The sequence below is a fragment of the Pseudomonas sp. TH49 genome (genome assembly GCF_016650625.1).
GTDB classification, from domain to species: Bacteria; Pseudomonadota; Gammaproteobacteria; order Pseudomonadales; family Pseudomonadaceae; genus Aquipseudomonas; species Aquipseudomonas fluorescens_H.
On the sequence record NZ_JAEKFL010000001.1, the window covers coordinates 2,918,437 to 2,944,784 of the forward strand.

Sequence of the window (26,348 nt, forward strand, 5' to 3'; positions counted from 1 at the left end):
CAACTGCTCAAGCCAGTTGCCGGTACTCCAGCGGCGCAACGGGGCTGCTGATCTGCTGCATGAAACGTCGCTGTATGAAGTCGATGCTCAACTCCACGACACGGCGGTACTGCAGGTCGACCGTGATCATGTGATAGCAGTCGTCGAGCAACACTTTGGTCACCGGTCCGCCGAGCTTGCGTTCGACGTAATCGGCATTCCAGCGGCTGGTGATGTCGTCCTCGATAGAGTGCAGCACCAGCGCCGGCGTGGTGATCGACGGCATGCGTTTTTTCACCACAGCGTTGAGCCGGTGCAGTTCGCGCACCGTGACGCCTTCCATGGTCAGCAACCCGGCCTGACTGCTCTGACCTTCTTTCATCTGGCGTTCGACGATGGCCCGCAGGCGCTCGTTCTTGATGCCGTAAGGCGGCTTTTCTTCGAAACTGCACAGGTGCACGCCGAACGGGATTTTCATCAGCAACGGGGTGAGGAACGCCAGTTTGTTGATGCTCCAGCCGTCGTAGCGCAGGGTGGTCGAATACAGCAGCAAACCCTCGATCTGTCCCGGGTGTTCGGCGGCCAGGTACATCGACAACACCGCGCCCATGGACAAACCACCGACATACACCTTGTGGTGTTTGCGGCGTACACCGACGAAGGTGTTGCGTGCGCTTTCGTACCAGTCGCGCCAGCCGGTGGCTTGCAGGTCGGCATTGCCGCCGCAGTGCCCGGCCAGGGTCGGCACATAGACCGTGTGCCCGGCTTTCGCCAGGCCCACGGCCACCCGACGCAACTCCGTCGGGGTGCCGGTGAGGCCGTGGATCAACAGCACCGCGACCTCCCCGTCGCCGAGAACGAAACCGGCGTTGCCTTCGCCCATATCGATCTCTGCGTCGATCATCGTTTCATCGCCCGATGCAGCAGGCGGTCGAGCAGGGCCAGGCCCAGGTCGATTTCCGGATAGCTGATTTCCAGCGACGGTGCCAGGGTGATTACGTTCTTGTAGTAGCCGCCCACGTCGAGGATCAGACCGAGGCGACGACCGTCGATTTCGATGTCGCCCTTCATGCCTTCTTCGACCATGTAATCCAGAGTGGCCTTGTCCGGGGTGAAGCCGTCCTCGGTGCAGATCTCGCAACGCAGCGCCAGGCCCAGACCGTCGACATCGCCAATGATCGGGTAGCGTTTTTTCAGATCCTGCAGGCCTTCGAGGAAGTATTTGCCCTTGGCCATGACCATCGCGCCGTAATCGACTTCGCTGGTCATCTTGAACATTTCCAGACCCACGGCAGTGCCCAGCGGGTTGGAGGCGAAGGTGGAGTGGGTCGAGCCTGGCGGGAAGACTTTCGGGTTGATCAGCTCTTCGCGGGCCCAGATGCCGCCCAGCGGGTTGAGGCCGTTGGTCAGCGCCTTGCCGAAGACGATCACGTCGGGTTTGACGTCAAAGTGTTCGATCGACCACAGCTTGCCGGTGCGATAGAAACCCATCTGGATTTCGTCGACCACCATCAGGATGCCGTGCTGATCCAGCACGTGCTTGAGTTCGCTGTAGAAGTTCATCGGCGGGATCACGTAGCCGCCGGTGCCCTGGATCGGCTCGACGTAGAACGCGGCGTATTCGCTCTGCCCGACTTTCGGGTCCCAGACGCCGTTGTATTCGGTCTCGAACAACCGCGCGAATTGCTGCACGCAATGGCTGCCGTACTCTTCCTTGGTCATGCCTTTGGGGCCGCGGAAGTGATACGGGAACGGGATGAACTGCGCACGCTCACCGAAGTGACCGTAGCGGCGGCGATAGCGGTAGCTGGAGGTGATCGACGAAGCACCGAGGGTGCGCCCGTGGTAACCGCCCTCGAAGGCGAACATCAGGCTCTTGCCGTTGGTGGCGTTACGCACGACCTTCAGCGAGTCCTCGATCGACTGCGAACCGCCGACGTTGAAGTGCACCCGACCGTCGAGGCCGAACTTGTTCTTGGCATCGACCGCGATCATTTCCGAGAGCTCGATCTTGCCTTTGTGCAGGTATTGACTGGCGATCTGCGGCAGGGTGTCGATCTGTTGCTTGAGCGCATTATTCAGCCGCGGGTTGGCGTAACCGAAGTTGACCGCCGAGTACCACATTTGCAGGTCGAGGTAGGCCTGATCTTCGGTGTCCCAGACGTAGGAGCCTTCGCAGCGGCTGAAGATGCGCGGCGGTTCGATGTAGTGAACGGTGTCGCCGTAGGAGCAGTATTTGGCTTCTTTTTCCAGAAGGACTTTGTCTTCGGCTGTCGCAATGCGGATATCAGACATGGTGCAGGGTTTCCTGTGCTTCAGAAGTGGATTCGGTGCTGAAATTGACGGCGTTGGCGGCCGGGGCCAGAGGCAGGCGGGCCAGCAGTTGCGGCAGTTCGGCGAAGCTGTCGAAGCGCGCGTAGGCGATGCCGTTGCGCTCGCAGTGCTCGGCCAGGCGATCCTTGGCGAAGACGAAATCGGCGGTGGACGCCACGCACATGTCGGACTGGCCGTCACCGATCACCAGCACGCGTTTGCTGCTGGGGGTGGATTTGCATTTGCAGTTGCCGGAGGCCGCGCGGCAGGCGTCACTGGCGTAGGGAAAGTCGATGCGCCATTTGTCGTGATCGATCTGGCGCAGGCGGTTGGCGAGGATCGGCAGCAGCGTCACGTAGTTGCGCGCCAGAATCCGCGCGATGCCTTGTTCGATGCCGTCGCTGACCACTTCCAGCGAAGCGCCGAGGCCGATCACGTGGTCGACGAAGTCGGGGAAGTCCGGGTCGATGTCGATGCTGTCGAAGAATTCGAGCAGTTGCGCAGGCGTGGCCTTGATCAGCGCCAGCTGACGGCTGAGGCATTCACGGGAACCGATCTTGCCCTCCAGCCATTCGTTTTCGATGGCTTCCCAGCTCGGGTCGGCGAAGCGTTCAAGGATGCTGTCGATTACGTCGGTACGGGTGATCGTCCCGTCGAAATCACACACGATATGCCAGTCAATCATCTGCAGTACCTGTTGGGTCGAGGCAGTTGTCAGGGTGCGCGGTCTGCGCCTGGCAAGGGTGGGAGCAGGGACTGTGCCAAATCTGCAAAACCCCGTAATGGCGGGGCCTGTGCATGGTTTTCGTGAAGTGGAGCTACAATTTTTGTAGCTTGCTACAAACAACATGAGTGCTTGCGCCAAGGGCTCTATCCGGGGATTGATGCGCGCAAGTTCAGAAAAGGAATGGCCTCATGCAGAGGAATACACTGGCGTTAATGACCGCACTGGCCTGCTTTTCCGGGGCTGCGCTGGCGGATGGCATCACCGGCGAAGCCGGCCTGGGACTGAGTTACCAACCTCATGATCCCACCGGCAGCCGTTACGAAACCCGGCCGATACCGTATCTCGATCTGGACTGGGGCGATGTCAGCCTCGGCACCGACGACGGCCTGACCTGGAGCGCCTTGAAAAGCAACGGCTTCAGCGCCGGGCCGTACATCAATTACCTCTCCGGGCGCACCGCCAACGGCGAGTTGCGCGGCTTGCGTGATGTGCCCGACATGGCCGAGGCTGGCGGCTTCGTGCAATACGCCCCGGCCGATTTCTGGCGCGTGTTCGCCTTCGTCGGCCAGGCCGTCGGCGGTGGCAGCGGGCAGGGCGGCGTGTTTGGAAAGGTGGGCGGTGAAATCGGTTATCCACTGGGCGGCGGGGTGATCGGCAGCAGCAACCTGACCGCGCATTTTGCCGATGCGCAGGGCACGCAGACCTTCTTCGGTGTCAGCGACAGCGAGGCGCAGGCCTCGGGTATCCGCGCGTACAACGCCGGCGGCGGTTTGCAGAACGTGGCGCTGACCCAAAGCTTCGAGTTTCCCCTGGCGCAGCATTGGTCGCTGGTCACCAGCGCGAGCTGGATACACCTGACCCGCTCGGCGGCGGACAGCAGCATCGTCAAAGCGGTGGGTGATACCAATCAGGGCGAAGTGCAGGCGGCCATCGCCTACAAGTTCGACTGATTTCAGCCACGGGCGAATTGGTCTGCGGTTTGCAGACAGCCATGTCGAATCCATTCCTTCAGGATGTTCTTCATGGCTCGCCCTGCTTATCGTCTGCTGGCTCATTCGTTGTGGGATTTGATCCCCATCGCTCTGGGCCTGGCCCATTTCGCTTTCGTCCTGTGGCTGGTTGCGGCCTTCCACGACCTGTCCTGGTGGGCCTTTGTGCCGCTGGCGCTGGGCTATGCGATCAGCCTGTCGTGGAGCATCAACAGCATTTCCCACAACCAGATTCACAACGCCTACTTCACCCCGGCGTGGCTGAACCGGGCGTTCGATCTGCTGTTGTCAGTGACCATCGGTTTTTCGCAAACCCTCTATCGCGATATCCACAACCGCCATCACCGGGGCAATTCGGATCTGCCGGGGCCGGACGGCAAGACCATTGATCCGCTGTCGATCTATCTGCGCGGCAAGAACGGTCAGCCGGAGAATCCCTGGGCCTACACCTTCCTGAGTTTTTTCCGCGACGACCCCAAGCCGATCTACAACGAAATGCGCCGCAAACGCCCGAAGGATGCGCGTTGGGTTCAGGTCGAGATCTATGTGACGGTGGCGTTTTATCTGCTGCTGGCGGTGTATGACTGGCAGGCGGTGCTGGTGTTGTTGCCGTTCTGGTATCTGGGCCAGGCGCTGTCATCGCTCAACGGTTACTACGAGCATTTTGGCGGCAACCCGGACTTGCCGATTGCCTGGGGCGTGAGTGCCTACAGCCCGCTGTACAACCTGTTGTGGATGAACAACGGCTATCACGCCGAGCACCACTACCGGCCGAAAATGCACTGGACTCAGGTCAAGGCCTATCACCGGCAGATCGCCCGGCAACAGCAGGAGGCGGGGGTGAAGGATATTCCGCTGGCGCACGGTTTGGGCTTCCTGCTGAACCACCAAAAGCCTGACGCCTGACTGCTTTGTGCAGGAGCTGCGGCAGGCTGCGATCTTTTGATCTTGAAAAGCAAAGATCGTCCGATCACGGCCCGAGCCTGCGGCAGCTCCTACCGGGGAATTTCAGTGCTCTTCGCCCTCGGCGAGCAAGGCTATCCCGCCCATGATCACCGCCACACCGAGCCAGTGCAGCAGACTGATCTGCTCGCCCAGCCCCAGCCACGACCCCAGCAGCACGCCGACAAACACCAGCGAACTCAGGGGAAACGCCAGCGACAGACTGCTGCGTCGCAGAATCAGCATCCAGACAAAAAACGCGCCGATGTAGCAGCCAACCGCGACCCACACCCCGGGGGTCATGACGATGCCTTGCAGCCATTGCAGGCTGAAGTCCATCTGGCCCAACTGATCGCCACCGACCTTGCTCGCGATCTGCCCGCCACTTTCCAGAATGATCAACAGCGCCCAGAGCACGATGGTGCCCACGCGCCCGTGTAGCCAATGCATTGCGTCGTTCCTTTGCAGTTCCAGGTGCGCGTCAGACATGGCCGGCACACACGAGCATCACGCCCGCCGTAATCACCAGCGTGCCCAGCCAGCGCCGCCGACTGACGGTTTCACCGAGCACCAGTTTGCCCGCCAGCACCACGCCGCAATAGGCCAGCGCGGCTGCCGGAAACAACAGGCTCAGCGGCGCCCGCGACAGGGCGCCGAGCCAGACAAAAAACTCGATTGCATAAGCGCCGATCCCGGCCCACAGCAGCGGGGCGTTGAACACCTGGCCCCAGAACACCTGAAGCCGAAAACCACCCTCAAGCTCAGGTAATCGATCGAGGCCCAGTTTGAAACACAGCTGGCCGATCACATCCAGAACAATGGACAGGGCCACCAGCACGATCACGGTGAAAGTCATGGAAACAGTTCCTCGAACAGGTCGATCAAGGCTTGATTGGTGGTGGAGTTGCGCAGGATATCGGCCTCGCTCCAGCGCTCGGCTGGCGGCTGATCGGTCTTCGCCTCCCAGCGTTTGAATACGTTGCTGAAGGCCGGACGGGCGTATTCGCCGCAGATGTCGATGCCGATGATCCGCTTGCTCGCCGCCAGCGCGCGCAGGGCCTGAAGCATATGGCTCAGGCGCATGCCACCCTGATCCCAGTTGGTGGCGGCGTCTTCGCTGGCGAGCACGTCCTTGTCGATGGTGATCCACACCGTATCGGTCGGCAGGCTGGCGATCATTTTGTCGAGGAACAGGGTCCAGTCCACTTGCGACAGGTTGTGCCAGTGCAGCATGTTTTCCTGTTGCTCATGCCCGGCGCCGTCACCGATCCGCCCCCAGACTTTGGAGGGCGCGTGCTGCCACGGAAACAGCTGCAGAACCCCACGTTTGAGGGCCGCGAGGTTGCCGCCCTTCAGTTGTGGATTTTGCAGATCATCGCTGCACGGACCGAGGGTCACGATGCGGCGAATGTTCGGCAGTTTCAGCGCCTGATTGACCCAGGAACCGCAATGCCGACGCGGCGCAAACCGCACCCAGTCGGGGTGATTGTCGAAATGGATGAGGCTGACGGGGCTTGGCAGATCGGTAAGAAACGCCGGGGTCAGGTGGTGATAGTCACCGGAGCCGACGAAGAAGATTTCCGGCGCCGGGCCGGTGTGCCGCGGCCGCTGCTGCAGGCGTTCGGCGAAGCGTCGCCAGGTGCGTTCGCTGGACCAGAGCCGGAGTTTCGGGCCGAGGTCGAGCAGGTCCAGGCGTCTGGCGCGGCCACTGTCGAGCAGTCGCGCAATCGGCGCCTGAGCGGTCAGGCTGTGGTCGAGATCTAAAATATTCAAGGTCGCTATTTACCCTTGGCAGACCCTGCCAGACACCGGCCTCATCGAGCATGAGCACCAGCCGGGCAGGGCTTTTGCGGGTAAATGCAAGGGCCGGGCCAGCCATTGCCTCAGGCGTGCAGGCGCACCCACACCGAGACCAGCACGGTGGCGGCGATCAACCATGCGACCACGGCCACGGCGAGCGACGCCTCCAGGCGCATGCGGTCAACCATCACGTACAGGGTCGCCAGATAGATGAAGTACGGAATGATCGACCACATGCCGAACACGATGGTCGCCTTCAGGTCATCGATCGACCGGCTGTTGCCGACGATGTAGTGGGCGATCAGCGCGAAGGTCGGAAACAGCGGCACCAGTCCGGCGATGTAATAGTTTCGGGTCTTCGACAGCGCGGCGAGAATCACCACCACTGCCGCGCCAAGTGCCGCTTTGAGTATCAGATCCATCAGTGGCTCAACCCGTACTTTTTCACTTTATCGAACAGCGTGGTCTTGGCCATGCCCAGCTCGAGACTGGCCTGAGTCAGGTTGCCGCCGCTGCGTTGCAAGGCATCGTTGAGCAGGTTGCGCTCGAAGGCTTCGACTGCTTCGGCGAACGCCAGACCTTGACCGCCGCTGCTGGCGCCGGACTTCTTGAACGCCGGCAGGCCGAGGGCAAAGCGCTCGGCGACGTTGCGCAGTTCGCGCACGTTGCCCGGCCAGTCGTGGCTCATCAGGTTCGACAGGGTCTGGTTGTCCAGCTCCGGTAGGGCGCGGTCGAAACGCAGCGCCGACTGCTGGGTGAAGTGTTCGAACAGTTGCAGGATGTCTTCACGGCGTTCGCGCAGCGGCGGCAGTTCCAGGGTCACCACGTTGAGGCGGTAGTACAGGTCGCTGCGAAACTCGCCGGCCTTGCTCGCTTCGTCGAGGTCGGATTTGGTCGCGGCAATCACCCGGCAATCCACCGCCACGCTCTGGTTCGAACCGAGGCGTTCGAGGGTGCGTTCCTGCAACACGCGCAGCAATTTGATCTGCAACGGCAGGGGCATGCTTTCCACTTCATCGAGGAACAGCGTGCCGCCGTCGGCGTGTTCGATCTTGCCGATGCGCCGTTTGCCGGCACCGGTAAAGGCGTTGGCCTCGTGGCCGAAGATCTCGCTTTCGAAGAGGTTTTCCGGCAGGCCGCCGCAGTTCAGCGCGACGAACTGCTTGGCATGTCGACGACTGAAGTCGTGCAGGCAACGGGCGACCAGTTCCTTGCCGGTGCCGGTCTCGCCTTCGATCAATACGTTGGCCGAAGTGTCGGCGACGTTGGCGATCAGCTCGCGCAGGTTCTGCATGGCTGGCGAGCGCCCGATGATCCGGCCTTCGAGGGAGTCGCGTTCGGCCAGTTGCCGACGCAGCGAGGAGACTTCGCGGGCGAGGCTGCGTTGCTCCAGTGCGCGGCGGGCGACATCCACCAGACGTTCCGGCGAGAACGGTTTCTCCATGAAATCGTAGGCGCCTTTCTGCATCGCACCGACCGCCATGGAGATATCGCCATGACCGGTGATCAGCACCACCGGCAGACTGCGGTCGCGTGCCTTGAGGAGGGTCAGCAGTTCCAGGCCATCGATGCCGGGCAGGCGAATGTCGCTGATGACGATCCCGGCAAAGTTGTCGCCGACCCGCTCCAGCGCTTCTTCGGCACTGCCGACGCCAATGCAGGGAATGTCTTCCAGGGTCAGCGCCTGCTGGCAACCGAGCAGCACATGGGGGTCGTCTTCGACGATCAGCACACTAAGGTCGTGGTTCATATTGGCTCGGCAGGAGTAGGGCTTACCAACGGTAAACTGAGGACGAAGGTGGTGCCACCGCTGGCCGGGTGTTCGACACCCAGATGCCCGCCGGTGGCGGCAGCGAGGCTGGCGGAAAGGGTCAGGCCGAGGCCCAGCCCCTGTTCGCCGGGTTTGGTGGTGAAGAACGGCTCGAACAGATGCTTGCGCGCTTCGGCGTCGACCCCGTGGCCGTTGTCGCGCACCCGCAGGCGATATTTGCCGTTGAACTCTTCGCCTTCCAGCCATAGCTGCGGCGCGGGTTGCGCCTGCATGGCGTCGAGGGCGTTGCCGATCAGGTTGACCAGAATCTGTTCGAGGCGGGTCTGGTCGATCTGCACCTGCACGTCGCTGAACTGCCGGTGCAGTTGCAGCGCCATGCTCTCGACCCGCGCGCCGAGCAGTTGCAGGGCGGCGTCCACGGCTTTGCCGAGACTGGCCTGGCCTTCGTTGTCGCCGCGCCGGGCGAACGAGCGCAGGCTGGCGGTGATCCGGCCCATGCGGTCGATCAGGTCGTTGATGGTCTCGAGGTTGGTGCTGGCGACGTCGAGCTGGCCGCGTTCCAGAAAGCGAATGGTGTTGCCGGAGAGGGTGCGCATCGCCGCCAGCGGCTGGTTCAGTTCGTGGGCGATGCTGGTCGACATCTGGCCGATGGCCGCGAGTTTGCCGGCCTGCACCAGTTCGTCCTGGGCGCGGCGCAGGGTTTCCTCGGCCTGGCGCCGTTCGCGGATCTGGCTCTTCAGCCGTTCGTTGCTGGCGCGCAGATCGCCGGTGCGTTCGGTAATCCGACGCTCCAGTTGATTGTTGGCTTCCTGCAAGGCTTCGCGGGCGGCGAGGCGCGTGGCGATGACCTTGCGCCGCTCGTTCCAGGCGATTAGCAGGAACGCCACCAGGGCGAAGGCCACGGCCACCAGAATGCCTTGGTTGATCGCTTCACGGCGCAAGTCCTGCAACGGCGTGAGCAGGGTGAAATTCCAAGGTGTGTCGCTCAGCGGCCGGGTCTGCGCCAGATAGCTGATGCTGTCGTCATCGGCGCTCAGTTCGCTGTTGGCCGGGAAGGTCAGTTTCTCTACACCTTCGGCCAGGGTTTCGCGGGCCAGCGGTTGCAATTCGTTGAGCGGGAACCAGTAGTACTGCAGGCTGCGCGCGAGTTTTTCTTTGGTTTCATCACTCAGCGGTACTACGGACTTGAGGCGTCGCGCCGGATCACTGGAAAGAATGATGATGCCGTTCTCATCGCTGACGAAGGCTTCCAGGCGGGCGCGCTGCCAGCGTTCTTCCAGCGCTTCGAGGCGCACCTTGACCACGGCGACGCCGATGATCTTGCCGTGTTCCTCCAGGCCATGGGCGAGGTAGTAACCGGGCTCGCCGCTGGTGCTGCCGATCCCGTAGAAACGTCCGGGCTCGCCGCGCACGGCTTTCTGGAAATAGGCGCGGAAGGACAGGTCTTCACCGAGGTAACTGTCGACGTCGCGCCAGTTGCTGGTGGCCATCACGCGGCCGGTGGTGTCCATGACGTAGATGGCCCGACTACGGCTGCGCCGGTTCAGGCCTTCAAGGTAAGCATTGACTGTCTGCCGGTGTTCCGGGGTCGGGTCGGCCAGCAGTTGCGGGACACTGGTTTCCAGTTCCAGCAGGCTGGGCAGGTAGGTGTATTTGCTGATCTCGCTTTCGACGGTGCGCGCGTGCAGTTCGAGCTGACGCTGACCGTTTTCGCTGAGGCTGCGGATGCCGAAATGTTCACTGGTCCAGAAGCCGATGTAACCCAGTCCGATCATCAGGATGATGATCAGCGGCGGCAGGAACAGATGGCGAATCAGACGGGGCTTCACGGCAAGTGATGGCGGCGCTGCGCGATAGAGATTGGGGTCGCATTTCATCACAGTTGCCTTGGGTCAACCAGCATGGCTAACAGCATCCTGGTTTGTTCGAGCGCGGAACCTGTGGCGAGGGGATTTATCCCCGATCGGCTGCGAAGCAGTCGTCAAACCGGCAGATGCGGTTTGATTTTGAAATGCTGGGGTCGCTTCGCGGCCCATCGGGGATAAATCCCCTCGCCACAAAGCTCCCTCGCCACAGAGTTCGGTGTATTGCTTTTAGTGCTGCAGGATCTTCTCGAGGAAATGCTGCGCGCGTTCGGAGCGGGCGCTGATGTCGCCGAAGAACTCCTCTTTCGGGCAGTCTTCGATGATCTTGCCGGCGTCCATGAAGATCACGCGGTCAGCCACTTTGCGCGCGAAGCCCATCTCGTGGGTCACGCACATCATGGTCATGCCTTCCTGGGCCAGTTGCACCATCACGTCGAGCACTTCGTTGACCATTTCCGGGTCGAGCGCCGAGGTCGGTTCGTCGAACAGCATGACGATCGGGTCCATCGCCAGCGCGCGGGCAATCGCCACACGCTGCTGCTGACCGCCGGACAGTTGCCCCGGGTGCTTGTGGGCGTGCGCCGACAGACCGACGCGATCAAGCAGTTGCAGACCTTTCTTGGTCGCCTCTTCCTTGCTGCGGCCCAGCACCTTGATCTGCGCGATGGTCAGGTTCTCGGTGATGGTCAGGTGCGGGAACAGCTCGAAGTGCTGGAACACCATACCGACGCGCGAACGCAGTTTCGGCAGGTTGGTCTTGGAGTCGGCAATCGAGGTGCCGTCGACAACGATGTCGCCTTTCTGGAACGGCTCCAGCGCGTTGACGCACTTGATCAGGGTCGACTTGCCCGAGCCCGACGGGCCGCAGACCACGATCACTTCGCCTTTCTTGACCTCGGTGCTGCAATCAGTCAGCACCTGGAAGTCGCCATACCACTTGTTGATGTTCTTGATGGAGATCATACGGCAAACCTTTTTTGCAGACGCTTGACCAGCAGCGAGGCGGAAAAGCTGATGATGAAGTAGACGACACCGGCAAAGATCAGGAACTCGTTGGAACGACCGATGATGTCGCCGCTGGAGCGGGCGGAGTTGAGGAAGTCCACCAGGCCCACGGTGTAGACCAGCGAGGTGTCCTGGAACAGGATGATCGACTGTTGCAGCAGCAACGGGGTCATCTTGCGAAACGCCTGGGGCAGGATGATCAGACGCATGGTCTGGCCATAGGTCATGCCCATCGCCTGGGCCGCGGCCATCTGGCCTTTGGGGATCGACTGCACGCCGGCCCGGACGATCTCACAGAAGTACGCGGCTTCGAACATCATGAAGGCCACGACGCAGGAGGTGAACGCGCCGATCGGGGTGTCTTCGCCGGTGATCCAGCGCAGCACGAACGGCACCGCCAGGTAGAACCAGGTGATCACCAGCAGCAGCGGGATCGAGCGGAAGTAGTTCACGTAGGCGCCGGCGACGCGCGACAGCAGTTTGCTGGACGACAGGCGCATCAGCGCGAGGATGGTCCCCAGCACGATGCCGCCGACCACGCCCATGACCATCAACTGCAAGGTCATGACCATGCCGTTCCACAGGCCCGGGATCGCGGGGATGATGCCGCTGAAATCGAAGTCCATTATTTACCCCCCACGGAGATCAGGCCGGGCACCGCGACTTTCTTCTCGACCAGGCGCATCAGCAACATCAGGCTCATGTTCAGGGTGAAGTAGATCAGCGTGGCCAGGGTGAAGGCTTCAAACAGGTTGGCCGAGAATTCGGCGGTCTGCTTGGTTTGCGCCAGCAGTTCCATCAGGCCGATCAAGGACGCCACGGAGGAGTTCTTGAAGACGTTGAGGAATTCCGAGGTCAGCGGCGGAATGATGATGCGGTAGGCCTGGGGCAGCAGCACGTTCCAGTAGATCTGCGGCAGCTTGAAACCCATGGCGCGGGCGGCGGATTCCTGGCCGCGTGGCAGCGCCTGGATGCCGGTGCGTACTTGCTCGCAGACCCGGGCGGCGGTGAACAGGCCCAGGCACACGACGACGCTCAGGTAGGCCGAGGTGGTCGGGTTCAGATCCTGTTTGTACCAGTCCTGCAGGTTTTGCGGCAGCAGGTCGGGTACCAGGAAGTACCAGATGAACAGCTGAACCAGCAGCGGCACGTTGCGAAACAGTTCGACGTAGCAGGTCGCGATGCCCGATACGAGGCGGCTCGGTACGGTGCGCATGACCCCAAGAACGGAGCCCAGCAGCAAGGCGATAATCCATGCCACGACGGCGATGGCGATGGTCCAGCCCAGTCCGGAGATGAACCAGTCGAGATAAGTCTCGCTGCCAACGCCGGTGGACTTGAAGAACACGCCCCAGTCCCAGTTGTAATTCATTAGGGTCTCCCCTCGAAATCGATCGATGTACAAGCACCCGCTTGGGGAAGATCCTTTCCCGTCCGACGTTGAACGCCGGGCACACGCGATCGGCTCGAAAACCGCCAGGTCGAGTGTTCCACTGTAAAGCCAGCAGGTAGTAGCAGACGTCTGAGGGAGGTTGCTCCCTCAGACGACAGGTTAGTCAGGAATCAGATTTTTACGTCAGGCGCAGGCTTGTCGCTTGGGTTGGCGATCAGCTCTTTCACCTTGTCGCTCATCGGGAAGTTCAGGTTCAGGCCTTTCGGTGGGATCGGGCTCTCGAACCACTTGCTGTAGATCTTGTTGATCTCGCCGGACTTGTACAGGGCGACGATGGCGTCATCGACAGCCTTTTTGAAGGCCGGGTCGTCCTTGCGAACCATGCACGCGTAGGCTTCGAAGGATTGCGGAGTACCGGTGATGACCCAGTCGTCCGGCTTCTTGGCCTTGGCTTCTTCACCGGCCAGCAGGGCATCGTCCATCATGAAGGCAACGGCGCGGCCGCTTTCCAGCATGTTGAAGGATTCGCCGTGGTCTTTGGCGGAGATGATGTTCATGCCCATCTGCTTGTCGGCGTTCATCGCTTTGATGATGCGCTCGGACGTGGTGCCGGCGGTGGTCACGACGTTTTTGCCTTTCAGGTCGGCAAAGTCAGCGTAGGACGGCTTGCCATCCTTGTCTTTCTTGACCAGCAGACGGGTGCCGATTTCGAAGATGTTGACGGTGAAGTCGACTTGCTGGGCGCGTTCGGCGTTGTTGGTGGTGGAGCCGCACTCGATATCCGCGGTGCCGTTCTGGATCAGCGGGATACGGGTTTGCGAGGTCACCAGGTTGTACTTGACCTGCAGGTCTGGCTTGTTCAAGTCTTTTTTCAGGGCTTCAACGATGGCCACTTGAATGTCGTGGGAGTAGCCCACGGGTTTGCCGGAAGCATCCGCGATGTAGGAAAACGGGATGGAGCTGTCGCGGTGAGCGAGCGTGATGGTGCCGGAATCGTTGATTTTCTTCAGGGTGCCGGTGAGTTCGGCGGCGAAAACTGGTGTGCTGATCAGAGCGGCAGCAATGGCTGCACCCAGGATATGGGGAACGATGCGCATCAAATTTTCCTCGAATTGTTTTTTTTATGGAGCCAGTTCGTCGGCCCTTTTGTGCTTCGAATGCCTGACGGCTCCTGAAGTGTTGGCACGGCAGGCATTCGTCGAGAGAGTGTAGAGCATGAGTCGTGCCAGAGCAGTCTATGGCAGCTAATTGATTGATTTTTAAGGTGATTAAAGTTTTGTGTCGGTGTTTTTCGATGAAACTGATCCGGTTATCCGAATCGACCGGGAGGTCGCGTTCGGAAATCCGAACGATCTTTTAATCGCTGCCCTCATATTGATGATCGTTCGAGCCCACATTCCCTTGTGGCGAGGGGATTTATCCCCGATAGGTCGCGAAGCGGCCTTCTTTCAGCGCAAAGGCGAGGACCGCTTCGCAGTCCATCGGGGATAAATCCCCTCGCCACAGGGTTAGTGGCAGGCAAAGTAAGTCACGCAGCAAAAAGCCCCTGAATCTCTCAATTCAGGGGCTTTCGTTTAAGCGATGTTCAAATCACGCCGCTTCAATCTTGCGGTTCTGCTCGACCTTGCCCAGGTACGCCGCCAGTTTCTCTTGCTCGGCCGGGGTGGTGAACAGGCCCAGCTTGCTGCGGCGCCACAGGATGTCGTGCGCGGTGGTGGCCCATTCTTCGCTGCACAGGTAATCGACCTCGCGGGTGTAGAGACCGCCGCCGAGGTGTTCGCCCATGTCATTCAGCGACTCGACGCCTTCGAGCATGCGCCAGGTGCGGCTGCCGTAGGTGGTGGCCCAGCGGCGGGCGATCTCGGTCGGGACGAAGTCGAACTTGTCGCGGATCTGCGCGCTCAAGGCCTGCGGGGTGGTCATGTCTTCGCCACCGGGCAGGGTCGCGGTCGCAGTCCAGCTCGGACGCATCTGGGTGAAGTACGGCATCAACTGAGCCATCGCCGACTCGGCGAGTTTGCGGTAGGTGGTCAGCTTGCCGCCAAACACCGACAACAGCGGTGCTTCTTCGCCGCCGCCAGACAGCGCCAGGGTGTAATCGCGGGTCACGGCGGACGGGTTGTCGGATTCGTCGTTGCACAGCGGACGCACGCCCGAGTAGCTGTGCTGAATGTCGTCGCGGCTGATCTGCTTCTTGAAGTGAGCGTTGACCACTTTCAGCAGGTAATCGGTTTCGCCGTCGGTGATTGCCACTTTCGCCGGATCGCCGGTGTATTCGCGGTCGGTGGTGCCGATCAGGGTGAAGTGGTTCAGGTACGGAATGGTGAAGACGATGCGCTGATCTTCGTTTTGCAGGATGTGCGCGTGATCGCCTTCGTACAGTTTCGGCACGATGATGTGGCTGCCCTGAATCAGGCGGATGCCGTACGGCGATTCCATTTTCAGGTCGTCACGAATGAACTTGGCGACCCACGGGCCGGCGGCGTTCACCAAGGCTTTGGCAGTGATCGAAAACAGGCTGCCGTCGGCGCGTTCCAGATTCAGATGCCACAGGCCCTTGGCGCGGCGGGCGCTGACGCAACGGGTCTGGGTGTGTACGTGGGCACCTTTTTCCCGGGCGGCCATAGCGTTCAGAACGACGAGGCGGGCGTCATCGACCCAGCAATCGGAATATTCGAAGCCCTTGGTGATTTCGCTTTTCAGCGCGCTGTCGGCACCGAACTTCAGGCTCTTCGAACCCGGGAGCTTTTCGCGCTTGCCGAGATTGTCATAGAGGAACAGGCCGGCACGAATCATCCAGGCCGGACGCAGGTGCGGACGGTGCGGCAGCACAAAGCGCATCGGTTTGACGATGTGCGGCGCCTTGGCCAGCAGCACTTCGCGCTCGGCCAGCGCTTCACGCACCAGACGGAATTCGTAATGTTCGAGGTAGCGCAGGCCACCGTGGATCAGCTTGCTGCTGGCCGACGAGGTGTGGCTGGCCAGGTCATCCTTTTCGCAAAGGAACACCGAGAGACCGCGACCGGCGGCATCCGCTGCGATCCCCACGCCATTGATCCCGCCGCCAATAACGGCAACGTCGTAGATCTCGGCGATAGGGGGCGTACGCAAGGTAGAGGTGGACATCGGCTGGCCTCGGGCTCTTTTGATTTTCTGTCTTGGAAATCGAACATAAATGTTCATTTGCGAAAATGGTAGCCCATAAAGACGCGCACAGCCAGTCACGTTCGATTGAAAAAACTCATCGAAGGGCGGCTAAAAGAAAATTTTCGAACATTAGATGTGCGCAAGAGCGCTGGAGATGTGTTGTTTGTAACTGCCCCTTCGCGAGCAAGCCCGCTCCCACAGTGGGGTGAGGGGCCTCACAAATCTTGTGGCTGACTCAAATCCCTGTGGGAGCGGGCTTGCTCGCGAAGAGGCCCTTACGAACACTGAAGGGCAAAAGGTTTAAACGACTTCCAGACGAATCTTGTGCTGGCTCAGCAGTTGCGCCAGTGCCGGCACCGGCTGCTGATCGGTCACCAGGCAGTCGATCAGGCTGATCGGACCCAATCGAATCATCGCATTGCGCCCGAACTTGCTTGAGTCGGCCGCCAGAATCACCTGCCGCGCATTGGCGATGATCGCCTGCGATACGCGCACTTCCTGATAGTCGAAGTCGAGCAGGCTGCCGTCTTCGTCGATACCGCTGATGCCCACCAGCGCGAAATCAACCTTGAACTGGTTGATGAAATCCACACTCGCCTGACCCACCACACCGCCGTCACGGCGCACGTTGCCGCCGGTCAGCAGCACATCGAAATCATCCTTGGCACTGAGCATCGAGGCGACGTGCAGGTTGTTGGTGATGATCTTCAGATGGTTGTGATTGAGCAGGGCGCGGGCAATCGATTCGGTGGTGGTGCCGATGTTGATGAACAGCGAGGCGTGATCGGGGATCTGCGCGGCGATGGCTTCGCCGATGCGTTGTTTTTCATCGCGCATCTGGTCGGCGCGCATCGCATAGGCGGTGTTTTCGACGCTTGAATCATAGGCCGCGCCGCCATGGTAGCGACGCAACAGATTGGCTTCCGCGAGCTGATTGATATCGCGGCGGATGGTTTGCGGGGTAACAACGAACAGCGTAGCCATTTCCTCGATGCTCACATAGCCGCGTTCGCGGACCAGCTCGAGGATTTGCTGCTGACGGGGAGGCAGATTCATGGGGCTTCCTTTGGGCTGCCGTGCAAAATTTGCCCATGATGCCGCAGGAATCTCCTCCCGACCAGTTAGTTGCCTATCAGTCTCTGAAGGTTGGCTTATTCAGCGTCTTCACGCGCCCAGTCTCGGGTGCGGCTGACGGCTTTTTTCCAGCCTTTGTACAGTTTCTCTTTCTCGACTTCGTCCAGGCTTGGTTCGAACTCACGCTCGATGACAGCCTTGCCGCGCAGTTCGTCCAGGCTGCCCCAGAAACCGCACGCCAGACCGGCCAGATAGGCTGCGCCCAGCGCGGTGGTTTCGCGCATTTGCGGGCGCTCGACCTGGGTGCCGAGGATGTCGGCCTGGAACTGCATGAGGAAGTTGTTCGCGACCGCACCGCCGTCCACACGCAGGGCCTTGAGGCGTTCGCCGGAGTCCTGTTGCATGGCGTCGAGCACGTCGCGGGTCTGGTAGGCGATCGATTCCAGCGCGGCGCGGATGATGTGATCCACGCGCACGCCGCGCGTCAGGCCGAACAGTGCGCCACGGGCATACGGGTCCCAGTACGGAGCGCCCAGACCGGTGAAGGCCGGTACCAGGTACACGCCGTTGCTGTCCTTCACTTTATTGGCGAAGTATTCGGTGTCGTGAGCGTCGTTGACGATCTTCAGTTCATCGCGCAGCCACTGCACGGTCGAGCCACCGTTGAACACCGCGCCTTCCAGGGCGTAAGCCACTTCGCCGCGCGGGCCGCAAGCGATGGTGGTGAGCATGCCATGCTGCGATTTCACCGCTTTGTCGCCGGTGTTCATCAGCAGGAAGCAGCCGGTGCCGTAGGTGTTTTTTGCCTGGCCCGGCTCGACGCACATCTGGCCGAACAGTGCGGCTTGCTGGTCACCGGCGATACCGCCGATGGCGATGCCGCTTTTGGTGCGACCGTAGATTTCCGAAGAAGCCTTCACTTCCGGAAGCATCTCGCGCGGGATGTCGAGGATTTCCAGCATCTTCGAATCCCACTCCAGCGAATGGATGTTGAAGAGCATGGTGCGCGAGGCGTTGGTGTAGTCGGTGACGTGCACCTTGCCGCCGGTGAATTTCCAGATCAGCCAGCTATCGATGGTGCCGAACAGCAATTCGCCGTTGCGCGCACGCTCGCGGCTGCCTTCGACGTTGTCGAGGATCCACTTCAGCTTGGTGCCGGAGAAGTACGGGTCGGTGACCAGGCCGGTGTTGTCGCGAATGTATTCTTCGTGGCCATCGCGCTTGAGCTGCTGGCAGATCTCGGTGCTGCGGCGGCACTGCCAGACGATCGCGTTGTACACCGGACGGCCAGTGGTCTTGTCCCAGACTACGGTGGTTTCACGCTGGTTGGTGATACCGATGGCGGCCACCTGATCGTGATGCAGACCGGCCTGGGCCAGCGCTTCAACCATCACCGCGCTCTGGGTGGCGAAGATTTCCATCGGGTCGTGTTCAACCCAGCCGGCTTGCGGGTAATGCTGGGCGAATTCGCGTTGGGCGGTGCAGACCACGTTCGCGTCGCGGTCGAAAATGATCGCGCGGGAGCTGGTCGTACCCTGATCAAGGGCAATGATGTAGTTCTTATTCTGAATGTCGGTCATGTCGATTGCCTTGGACGAAATAAGGGAGAGTGGGCCGGGGCGCGGGCTCTAAAAGGGCAGGAACCCGCGCCGACTGTTTCAAGAAGTTCTTGGTTTGCCGTCAATGGCCGGTTCTGCATCCTTTGTAGCAGGTGTGGCGCCGGTCAGGTGACGGGCGATGAGCCCGCGATACCCGGCAGCGCCGAGGCAGGCACCGACAATCGGTGCAAAAATCGGAATCAGGAAGTACGGAATATCGCGGCCGCCAGTGAAGGAAATTTCACCCCAGCCGGCAAAGAAAGTCATCAGTTTCGGACCGAAGTCACGGGCCGGGTTCATCGCGAAACCAGTCAGTGGGCCCATCGAACTGCCGATCACAGCGATCAGCAAACCGATCAGCAGCGGTGCCATCGGGCCTTTCGGCAGACCGTTATTGTCATCGGTCAGGGCCATGATCACGCCCATCAGGATCGCGGTGATGATCATCTCGACCAGGAATGCCTGGGCAGTCGACAGCACAGGATTGGGGAAGGTGGAGAACACCGACGCCAACTCAAGGCTGGCAGCCGAACCACGAACCATTTGGTGAGTTTGTTCGTAATCGAAGAACAGGTTGCTGTACAGCGTGTAAACCAGCAGCGCGCCGCAGAACGCCCCGGCAATCTGCGACAGGATGTAGAACGGCAGTTTGCGCTTTTCGAAGTCAGCAAAAATGCTCAGGGCGATACTCACGGCGGGGTTCAGGTGCGCGCCGGAAACTCCGGCGGTCAAGTAGATCGCCATGCTCACACCGACGCCCCAGATGATGCTGATTTCCCACAGGCCGAAGCTGGCGCCCGCGACTTTGAGCGCAGCGACACAGCCGGTGCCGAAAAAGATCAGGAGTGCAGTCCCCAGAAATTCGGCCAGGCATTGGCCGGAAAGCGATGGTTGCTGAATAGCAGTTGTCATTGAAAACCTCGATTTTTGTTGTTGTCTGGCGCATTTGCCGTCAGGGCAAGGCGCGATTTTCGCCGAGGCAGGATCCCCATCCTGTTCCCGGTTTACTGCTGGGTGCTGCGGTGATGATAATTCTTACATTATTCAGATTCGAAAAAATATAGACAAGAAACAAACCTGTCAAAGGTCGAAAGTGAACCATTGGTCACAATTAAACTATCAGCCTGCTGAATGATCCTGCGGATGACCGCGGCGATCGCCCGGCGATTCGCCTGCAACGCCCGAAAAACGGGGCTTGCGCTAGAGCCTTTTGCGAGGTGATGGCCTAGAATCCGGCGCAGGATTTTCTGTTGATGCCGAGCCTGGAGCTGCCATGACCCCTGCGTTGGACTTGTTGAAAAAAGTTCGTGCCGAACATCGCGTGCACAGTTACGAACATGATCCCAAGGCTGCGTCCTATGGGCTGGAGGCCGCAGAGAAGCTGGCGCTCGAGCCGGCTCAGGTGTTCAAGACGCTGCTGGCCGCCAGTGAAAAAGGTGAATTGTTGGTGGCGGTGGTGCCGGTCGTCGGAAGCCTTGACCTCAAGGGCCTGGCGCATGCTGCAGGGGTGAAAAAAGTCGAAATGGCCGACCCGGCTGCCGCGCAGCGTTCCACCGGTTACCTGTTGGGCGGCATCAGTCCGCTGGGGCAGAAAAAACGCCTGCGCACCTTCATTGATCACTCGGCCCAGGGTTTTGCGACTATTTATGTCAGTGCGGGCCGACGCGGCCTCGAAGTCGAACTGGCGCCGGCGGTGCTGGCTGAGCACACCCAGGCCAAATTTGCCGATATCGGCCGTGCGTAACGCTCATCGCTGTATGCAGAAAATTGGCCGGTTCTGTCACTGGCGCTGATCCGGCCCGCGTTGCATGCTCTGCCCACGGACTTAGGGAGAAGGTTATGCAGCTTGAGTTTTATCAAGTCGACGCGTTCAGCGATCGGCCGTTCAGTGGCAATCCGGCGATGGTTTATCGGCTCGATGCATGGCTTGCGGATGAGCTGATGCAGAAGATCGCCGCCGAGCACAATCTGGCGGAAACCGCGTTTGTGGTGCGCGAAGGCGCGGCGTGGCATATCCGCTGGTTCACCCCGACCACCGAGGTGCCATTGTGCGGGCATGCGACGCTGGCCAGCGCCTATGTGTTGTTCGAGATCTACAAGGAAACCGCCGAGCGGCTGGACTTTATCTGCAAGTCCGGGCCGTTGAGTGTCAGTCGTGAGGGCGATCGCCTGTGGCTGGACTTCCCTTCAATTGTGCCGTCAGAGATTGGCGTGACGCTGGATGTCGAGCGTGCGCTGGGCGTCGAGGCGGTGGATGTGCTCGGTTCCAACGAGTTGTTCGTGGTGCTCGAGTCGGAGCAGGCGGTGCTCGACTGCAAGCCGGACATGGTCGCGCTGGCGAAACTGCCGTGGCTCGGCGCAATCGTGACGGCGCGCGGCAATCAGCACGATTTCGTCTCGCGTTATTTCGCTCCGGCGATTGGTATCAACGAAGATCCGGTCACTGGTTCGACGCATTGCAGCTTGATTCCGTACTGGTCGAAACGTCTGGGCAAATCCAGTCTGACCGCGTGCCAGCGCTCGGCGCGGGGCGGGGAGTTGTTCTGTCGGCTGGAAGGTGAGCGGGTGAAGATTGGCGGGAATGCGACGCTGGTGGCCAGCGGTACGCTGATTTTGGGCTGACCCTAAACCAATTGTGGGAGCGGGCTTGCTCGCGAATGCGCTGTGTCAGACGACCTCTTCGTTTACTGACACAGCGCATTCGCGAGCAAGCCCGCTCCCACAGTTCTGATCCGGGGCGGATCAGAGTGCAGCGCTGTAGCGGCGGACGCCGTTTTCCACAGCCGGGATTTGTGCCGCGGTACTGCCGCTGGCCTGGAACAGGACGAGGTGTTCGGCGGCGACCCGAATCCCCACATCCGCACCGACCTGATGGTCGGCATGACTCGGGAAGATCGATTCCAGTTGCGCACCGGTCGGCAGTTGCAGGCGATACAGGGTTGAGGCGCCAAGGAACGTCTTGCCGACGATCCGCGCTTTCAACCCGCTGTCCGGCGCATAAACAATGTCATCCGGACGCAGCAACACATCCACCGCACCGCCCACCGGCCAGGTGTAGGCCCGGTTGCCGCGCAGTTCGCCGAGTTCGGTCTGCACCGACTCCGGGCTGCCGAGCTGGCCGCGAATGAAATAACCCTGACCGATGAAGCTGGCGACAAACGGCGTCGCTGGCTCGTGGTAGAGGTTGTAGGGCGTGTCCCACTGCTCCAGACGACCTTCCTTGAACACGCCAACGTGATCGCTGACGGCGAAGGCTTCTTCCTGGTCGTGGGTCACCAGAATCGCACTGGTGCCACGGGCCTTGAGGATGTCGCGCACTTCGTGGCTGAGCTTGCGCCGCAGTTCGCCATCGAGGTTGGAGAATGGCTCGTCGAGCAGCAGCAATTGCGGCTCCGGCGCCAGTGCCCTGGCGAGGGCGACACGCTGTTGCTGGCCTCCCGATAACTCGTGGGGGAAGCGCTTGCCGAGGTTCTTCAGGTTGACCAGTTCCAGCAGCTCTCCGGTGACGCGCTCCTTGTTCGGGTGCTTGCGGATACCGAAGGCGATGTTGTCCGCGACGCTCAGGTGCGGGAACAGCGCGTAATCCTGAAACACCATGCCGATCCGGCGTTTCTCTGGTGCCAGAGTGAAACCGGCGCTGGAGATGGTTTCACCTCCCAGGGTGATTTCACCTTCGTGCACCGGTTCAAAACCGGCAATCGCGCGCAGGGTGGTGGTCTTGCCGCAGCCGGACGAGCCGAGCAGGCAACCGATGTCACCGGCGTTGAGGTGCAGATTGAGGTTCTGCACCACGCGTTGATCTTGATAGCCGCAAGCGAGGTTGCGCAGGTTCAGCAGTAATTCATGGCTCATGCGTGGTGATATGCCGGTTCGACGAGGAACTCGAGCAGGGCCTTCTGTGCGTGGAGACGGTTTTCTGCTTGATCCCAGGCGACGGAACGCGGGTCATCAAGCAGGTCGAGGCTGATTTCTTCACCGCGGTGCGCCGGCAGGCAGTGCATGAACAGCACATCTTCGGCCGCCAGATCGAGCAGGGCGCGGGTCACCTGGAACGGTGCGAACAGCTTCAGGCGCTTGGCAGTTTCCTCTTCCTGACCCATCGAAGTCCAGACGTCGGTGCTCACCAGATGCGCACCGCGCACGGCATCCTGCGGATCGCGGACGATGGTCACACGATCGCCGGCGCGGGCGACGAACTCAGGATTTGGCTCGTAGCCTTCCGGGCAGGCGATACGCAACTGGAAGTCGAACTGGATCGCCGCTTCTATATAGCTGTTGCACATGTTGTTGCCGTCGCCGATCCAGGCCACGGTCTTGCCCTGGATCGAGCCACGGTGCTCAAGGAAGGTCTGCATGTCGGCCAGCAACTGGCACGGGTGCAGGTCATCGGACAGGCCGTTGATCACCGGCACGCGCGAGTTGGCAGCGAATTCGGTCAGGGTGCTGTGGGCAAAGGTACGGATCATCACCGCATCGAGCATGCTCGACATGACGATGGCGCAGTCGCCGATCGGCTCGCCACGGCCCAACTGGGTGTCGCGCGGCGACAGGAAGATTGCCTGGCCACCGAGCTGGATCATGCCGGCCTCGAAGGAGATACGGGTACGGGTCGAGGACTTCTCGAAGATCATCCCCAGGACGCGGTTTTTCAGAGGCTCGAACAGTACGCCGCGGTTACGCAGGTCCTTGAGCTCAACGCCTCGACGGATCACGCTGACCAGCTCTTCGGGCGTGCAATCCATCAGGGAGAGAAAGTGCCTTGCGCTCATCATTGACTACCTTTTTGCTACAAACCGCAGATGCTCAAAGCCTTGTTTAACGGAACAACGGGCGAGACCTGCGGCGTAAGCCGCACGGGGCGACGAAATAGGGGAAGGCGCGATATTGACACTAAATGTCGCGTTACGCCAATAGGCTACGGTTTTTGCGGAATTTGCAGCGGCGACAGAGTGTTGCAGTCGCGCAGTAGAAGCCGGGTTGAGGCGTGTAACGGACTCATTTGTACACTGGCGCCGCGGGGCTTGGCAATCCGCTGTGGCGGGGATGGGGCAGGTCGGGTCGGTTTGCGACTGCCCGGCCACAGCTTCGCTTGGTCGGATGGCCGGTTGAAACATTTGCTAATGCAAAGTGCTGGGTTATAACTACCTTTCGAGCGACGCAGGAAGCCTCCGCATGGAATCGAAAGAACAATTGTTAATGGAATTGCTGGGCCACACGGCTCGCTCACTGACCCATCTCACCGCCTCGGTGACGTCAATGTCCTTCGAACTGCTGCGCAGCGAAGATGATGTGGTCAAGGCTGCCAGTCGCCAGATGATCGATCGCATGGCGACTATCAGCGCAGGGCTCGACGAGCATTGGCGACTGATCGGCGAACTCACCGGCGTGCACGTCGCCCACGAGCAGATCGAAACCATTCAGGAAATCCAGTTGCAGGCGCCGCCACAGTTGCCGTCCAACTGAGCCTGACGAGCTATCGGCTCGCCTGATAGCCGTCGATTCACAAGACGAACGTCGCTGGCGTCGCTCCCGCACACGGGCCATAGTTTTGTTCCCGCAGGCACGCCCGTTGCCTGCCCAGAACAAGACAGAGACTGGGGCCATGACCAAGACTCTCCATCACCGTGCCTGCCACCTGTGCGAAGCCATTTGCGGCCTGACCATCGAGACCACCGAAACCGATGGCAACGTCGCGATCACCTCGATCAAGGGCGATGCCCTCGACACCTTCAGCCGTGGGCACATCTGTCCCAAGGCTGTGGCCCTGCAAGACATCCAGAACGATCCGGATCGCCTGCGTCAGCCGGTGCGCCGGGTCGGCAGCGAATGGCTGCCGATCGAGTGGGACGAGGCCTTTGCGCTGGTGGCCGAGCGTCTGGCGGCGATTCAGGAGCGTCACGGCCAGAACGCGGTGGCGGTCTATCAAGGCAATCCGAGCGTGCACAACTACGGGCTGATGACCCACAGCAACTACTTTCTCGGCCTGTTGAAAACGCGCAATCGCTTCTCCGCGACCTCGGTCGACCAGTTGCCGCATCACCTGAGCAGTTACCTGATGTACGGCCACGGCTTGCTGCTGCCGATCCCGGACATCGATCACACCGATTTCATGCTGATCCTCGGCGGCAACCCGCTGGCATCCAACGGCAGCATCATGACCGTGCCGGATGTCGAGAAACGCCTGAAGGCGATTCAGGCGCGCGGTGGCAAAGTGGTGGTGGTCGATCCCCGGCGCAGCGAAACGGCGGCCATCGCCGATCAGCACTTGTTCGTGCGTCCCGGTGGCGACGCGGCGTTGCTGTTCGGCGTGCTCAATACCTTGTTCGAAGAAGGCCTGACCCGCGACAGTCACTTGCCCGTCGATGGCCTCGATGAAGTGCGTGCAGCCATCGCAACGTTCACTGCCGAAGCCATGAGCCCGCTGTGTGCGGTGCCGGCCGAGCAGATCCGCCAACTGGCGCGGGATTTCGCCGCTGCGCCGAGCGCGGTGTGCTACGGGCGCATGGGCGTTTCGACTCAGGCGTTCGGCACCTTGTGCCACTGGTTGGTGCAGTTGATCAATCTCGTCACCGGCAACCTCGACCGGGTGGGCGGTGCATTGTGCACCGAGCCGGCGGTGGATCTGGTGGCATCGACCTCGGGCGGGCATTTCAACAAATGGCAGAGCCGGGTGTCCGGGCGGCCTGAGTACGGCGGCGAGCTGCCGGTGTCGGCGCTGGCCGAAGAGATGCTCACCGAAGGCGAAGGGCAGATTCGTGCGCTGATCACCGTAGCCGGCAATCCGGTGCTGTCGACGCCGAACGGCCGGCAACTGGAGCAGGCGCTCGATGGTCTGGAGTTCATGCTCAGCATCGACCTGTACATCAACGAAACCACGCGTTATGCCGACCTGATCCTGCCGTCGACCTCGGCGCTGGAGAACGATCACTACGACACCACGTTCAACCTGTTCGCGGTGCGCAACGTCACTCGCTTCAATCGGGCGATTCTCGCCAAGCCTGAGGGCGCATTGCACGACTGGGAGATCTTTGTTGGCCTGGCCAAGGCGTTTGCCGAGAAGACCGGCAAGGAGCTGAAACCGACGATGCCGCCGGCGAAGATGATCGATATGGGGCTGCGCATGGGGCTGTATGGCGATGCTTCGGCGCACAAACTGTCGCTGGCGACGCTGTTCGATCATCCGCACGGCGTCGATCTGGGCGCGCTCAAACCCAATCTGGCGGCACGCCTGAAAACCCCGAATCAACGGGTACAGGCTGCGCCACCGGAGATCCTCGCCGATCTCGCACGCTTTGCCGCCTTGCAGGCGCCGGCGGCGGATGAGCTGCTGATGATCGGCCGGCGCCATGTGCGCAGCAACAATTCATGGATGCACAATTACCATCGTCTGGTGAAGGGTAAGCCGCGTCATCAACTGCTGATGCACCCTGATGATCTGGCCAGTCGCGGGCTCGACGACGGGCAGTTGGTGCGCGTCAGTTCGCGGGTCGGGCAGATCGAAGTGGAAGTGCTCGGCAGCCTGGACATGATGAAAGGCGTGGTCAGCCTGCCGCATGGCTGGGGTCACGCGCGTCCGGGGGTGCAGATGGCGATTGCCAGCGGTCAGCCGGGGTCGAGCGCCAACGACCTGACCGATGAATGCCAGCTCGACGAGCTGTCGGGCAACGCGGCGCTCAACGGCGTGCCGGTGACGGTGGTGGCGGCTTGAGCATGTCTGTCGGGGAGACCGAGCAGGGCGCTCGGGA

Annotated in this window: 25 protein-coding genes; 6 read left to right on the plus strand and 19 right to left on the minus strand. The window is 60.9% G+C overall.

The genetic code is table 11. The features are described from left to right. Window positions 1-7: 7 nt before the first annotated feature. Genes JFU48_RS13280 through JFU48_RS13290 form a run of 3 tightly spaced genes read right to left on the minus strand, consistent with a single transcriptional unit; the run spans window position 8 to window position 2,977 of the window. Window positions 8-883, minus strand: a complete 876-nt coding sequence (locus tag JFU48_RS13280; RefSeq protein ID WP_003227781.1) for an alpha/beta hydrolase — start codon at window positions 881-883, stop codon at window positions 8-10. Beyond that, window positions 880-2,274 carry an aspartate aminotransferase family protein gene (locus tag JFU48_RS13285; protein ID WP_003227779.1) on the minus strand — a complete coding sequence of 465 codons (1,395 nt, stop codon included), beginning with the start codon at window positions 2,272-2,274 and terminating at the stop codon, window positions 880-882. The genes JFU48_RS13280 and JFU48_RS13285 overlap by 4 nt, the downstream gene beginning before the upstream one ends. Beyond that, complete coding sequence (locus JFU48_RS13290) at window positions 2,267-2,977, minus strand: HAD-IB family phosphatase (protein ID WP_003227777.1); 711 nt, start codon at window positions 2,975-2,977, stop codon at window positions 2,267-2,269. Before JFU48_RS13290 ends, JFU48_RS13285 begins: the two co-directional genes overlap by 8 nt. Before the next feature lie 230 nt (window positions 2,978-3,207). Between JFU48_RS13290 and JFU48_RS13295 the strand changes: the two genes are divergently transcribed. Together JFU48_RS13295 and JFU48_RS13300 are read left to right on the plus strand one after the other, a co-directional pair. Beyond that, a complete protein-coding gene (locus JFU48_RS13295) occupies window positions 3,208-3,969 on the plus strand; it encodes a MipA/OmpV family protein (protein WP_103486464.1) in 762 nt (253 codons plus the stop codon). Between the two features lie 72 nt (window positions 3,970-4,041). After that, the gene (locus tag JFU48_RS13300; RefSeq protein ID WP_135296473.1) at window positions 4,042-4,914 is read left to right on the plus strand and encodes a fatty acid desaturase family protein; all 873 of its coding nucleotides are present in this window, start codon (window positions 4,042-4,044) and stop codon (window positions 4,912-4,914) included. Between the two features lie 102 nt (window positions 4,915-5,016). On the opposite strand, the gene JFU48_RS13305 is transcribed toward JFU48_RS13300, so the two are convergent. The 14 genes from JFU48_RS13305 to JFU48_RS13370 all read right to left on the minus strand — a co-directional run bounded on the left by JFU48_RS13305 (window position 5,017) and on the right by JFU48_RS13370 (window position 19,515). Beyond that, window positions 5,017-5,400: an EamA family transporter gene (locus JFU48_RS13305; RefSeq protein ID WP_103486466.1), complete on the minus strand. Its 384-nt coding sequence runs from the start codon at window positions 5,398-5,400 to the stop codon at window positions 5,017-5,019. 31 nt (window positions 5,401-5,431) lie between these two features. Beyond that, window positions 5,432-5,806, minus strand: coding sequence for a hypothetical protein (locus JFU48_RS13310; RefSeq protein WP_003227768.1), 375 nt, complete (start codon window positions 5,804-5,806; stop codon window positions 5,432-5,434). Next, entirely contained in the window at window positions 5,803-6,723 is a 921-nt protein-coding gene (locus tag JFU48_RS13315) for an arginase (RefSeq protein WP_201136694.1), read from the minus strand. The genes JFU48_RS13310 and JFU48_RS13315 overlap by 4 nt, the downstream gene beginning before the upstream one ends. Window positions 6,724-6,833: 110 nt before the next feature. Next, window positions 6,834-7,163, minus strand: a complete 330-nt coding sequence (locus JFU48_RS13320; protein WP_177434768.1) for a GlpM family protein — start codon at window positions 7,161-7,163, stop codon at window positions 6,834-6,836. A gap of 8 nt (window positions 7,164-7,171) precedes the next feature. After that, window positions 7,172-8,500 carry a sigma-54-dependent transcriptional regulator gene (locus JFU48_RS13325; RefSeq protein ID WP_201136695.1) on the minus strand — a complete coding sequence of 443 codons (1,329 nt, stop codon included), beginning with the start codon at window positions 8,498-8,500 and terminating at the stop codon, window positions 7,172-7,174. Beyond that, complete coding sequence (locus JFU48_RS13330; RefSeq protein ID WP_201136696.1) at window positions 8,497-10,398, minus strand: sensor histidine kinase; 1,902 nt, start codon at window positions 10,396-10,398, stop codon at window positions 8,497-8,499. Before JFU48_RS13330 ends, JFU48_RS13325 begins: the two co-directional genes overlap by 4 nt. A 216-nt stretch (window positions 10,399-10,614) precedes the next feature. Then, window positions 10,615-11,349 carry an amino acid ABC transporter ATP-binding protein gene (locus JFU48_RS13335; RefSeq protein ID WP_003227758.1) on the minus strand — a complete coding sequence of 245 codons (735 nt, stop codon included), beginning with the start codon at window positions 11,347-11,349 and terminating at the stop codon, window positions 10,615-10,617. Then, window positions 11,346-12,017, minus strand: coding sequence for an amino acid ABC transporter permease (locus JFU48_RS13340; RefSeq protein ID WP_003227756.1), 672 nt, complete (start codon window positions 12,015-12,017; stop codon window positions 11,346-11,348). The genes JFU48_RS13335 and JFU48_RS13340 overlap by 4 nt, the downstream gene beginning before the upstream one ends. Next, window positions 12,017-12,763: an amino acid ABC transporter permease gene (locus tag JFU48_RS13345; RefSeq protein WP_003227754.1), complete on the minus strand. Its 747-nt coding sequence runs from the start codon at window positions 12,761-12,763 to the stop codon at window positions 12,017-12,019. Before JFU48_RS13345 ends, JFU48_RS13340 begins: the two co-directional genes overlap by 1 nt. Window positions 12,764-12,954: 191 nt before the next feature. Beyond that, on the minus strand, window positions 12,955-13,881 hold the full coding sequence (locus tag JFU48_RS13350) for a glutamate/aspartate ABC transporter substrate-binding protein (protein ID WP_201136697.1): 927 nt from the start codon (window positions 13,879-13,881) through the stop codon (window positions 12,955-12,957). A gap of 493 nt (window positions 13,882-14,374) precedes the next feature. Further along, window positions 14,375-15,910, minus strand: a complete 1,536-nt coding sequence (gene glpD / locus JFU48_RS13355; RefSeq protein WP_103485800.1) for a glycerol-3-phosphate dehydrogenase — start codon at window positions 15,908-15,910, stop codon at window positions 14,375-14,377. Window positions 15,911-16,231: 321 nt separating this feature from the next. After that, the gene (locus tag JFU48_RS13360; protein ID WP_007916700.1) at window positions 16,232-16,987 is read right to left on the minus strand and encodes a DeoR/GlpR family transcriptional regulator; all 756 of its coding nucleotides are present in this window, start codon (window positions 16,985-16,987) and stop codon (window positions 16,232-16,234) included. 95 nt (window positions 16,988-17,082) lie between these two features. Then, complete coding sequence (glpK, locus tag JFU48_RS13365) at window positions 17,083-18,585, minus strand: glycerol kinase GlpK (protein WP_003227744.1); 1,503 nt, start codon at window positions 18,583-18,585, stop codon at window positions 17,083-17,085. A 78-nt stretch (window positions 18,586-18,663) separates the two neighbouring features. Beyond that, window positions 18,664-19,515, minus strand: a complete 852-nt coding sequence (locus JFU48_RS13370; protein ID WP_003227742.1) for an MIP/aquaporin family protein — start codon at window positions 19,513-19,515, stop codon at window positions 18,664-18,666. Between the two features lie 361 nt (window positions 19,516-19,876). Between JFU48_RS13370 and ybaK the strand changes: the two genes are divergently transcribed. Together ybaK and JFU48_RS13380 are read left to right on the plus strand one after the other, a co-directional pair. Continuing rightward, window positions 19,877-20,347 (plus strand): Cys-tRNA(Pro) deacylase, encoded by a 471-nt coding sequence (gene ybaK, locus JFU48_RS13375; RefSeq protein ID WP_201136698.1) that lies wholly within the window; start codon window positions 19,877-19,879, stop codon window positions 20,345-20,347. 95 nt (window positions 20,348-20,442) lie between these two features. Then, entirely contained in the window at window positions 20,443-21,225 is a 783-nt protein-coding gene (locus tag JFU48_RS13380; RefSeq protein WP_003227739.1) for a PhzF family phenazine biosynthesis protein, read from the plus strand. Between the two features lie 120 nt (window positions 21,226-21,345). Here JFU48_RS13380 and JFU48_RS13385 read toward each other — a convergent pair whose 3' ends face one another. Beyond that, window positions 21,346-22,455 (minus strand): ABC transporter ATP-binding protein, encoded by a 1,110-nt coding sequence (locus tag JFU48_RS13385; RefSeq protein WP_201136699.1) that lies wholly within the window; start codon window positions 22,453-22,455, stop codon window positions 21,346-21,348. Further along, the gene (argF, locus tag JFU48_RS13390) at window positions 22,452-23,372 is read right to left on the minus strand and encodes an ornithine carbamoyltransferase (protein ID WP_045122614.1); all 921 of its coding nucleotides are present in this window, start codon (window positions 23,370-23,372) and stop codon (window positions 22,452-22,454) included. The genes JFU48_RS13385 and argF overlap by 4 nt, the downstream gene beginning before the upstream one ends. A 403-nt stretch (window positions 23,373-23,775) precedes the next feature. Here argF and JFU48_RS13395 point away from each other — a divergent pair, with 403 nt between their 5' ends. Further along, complete coding sequence (locus JFU48_RS13395) at window positions 23,776-24,066, plus strand: hypothetical protein (protein ID WP_003227733.1); 291 nt, start codon at window positions 23,776-23,778, stop codon at window positions 24,064-24,066. Between the two features lie 139 nt (window positions 24,067-24,205). Further along, entirely contained in the window at window positions 24,206-26,311 is a 2,106-nt protein-coding gene (locus JFU48_RS13400; protein WP_201136700.1) for a molybdopterin oxidoreductase family protein, read from the plus strand. Window positions 26,312-26,348: the final 37 nt, after the last annotated feature.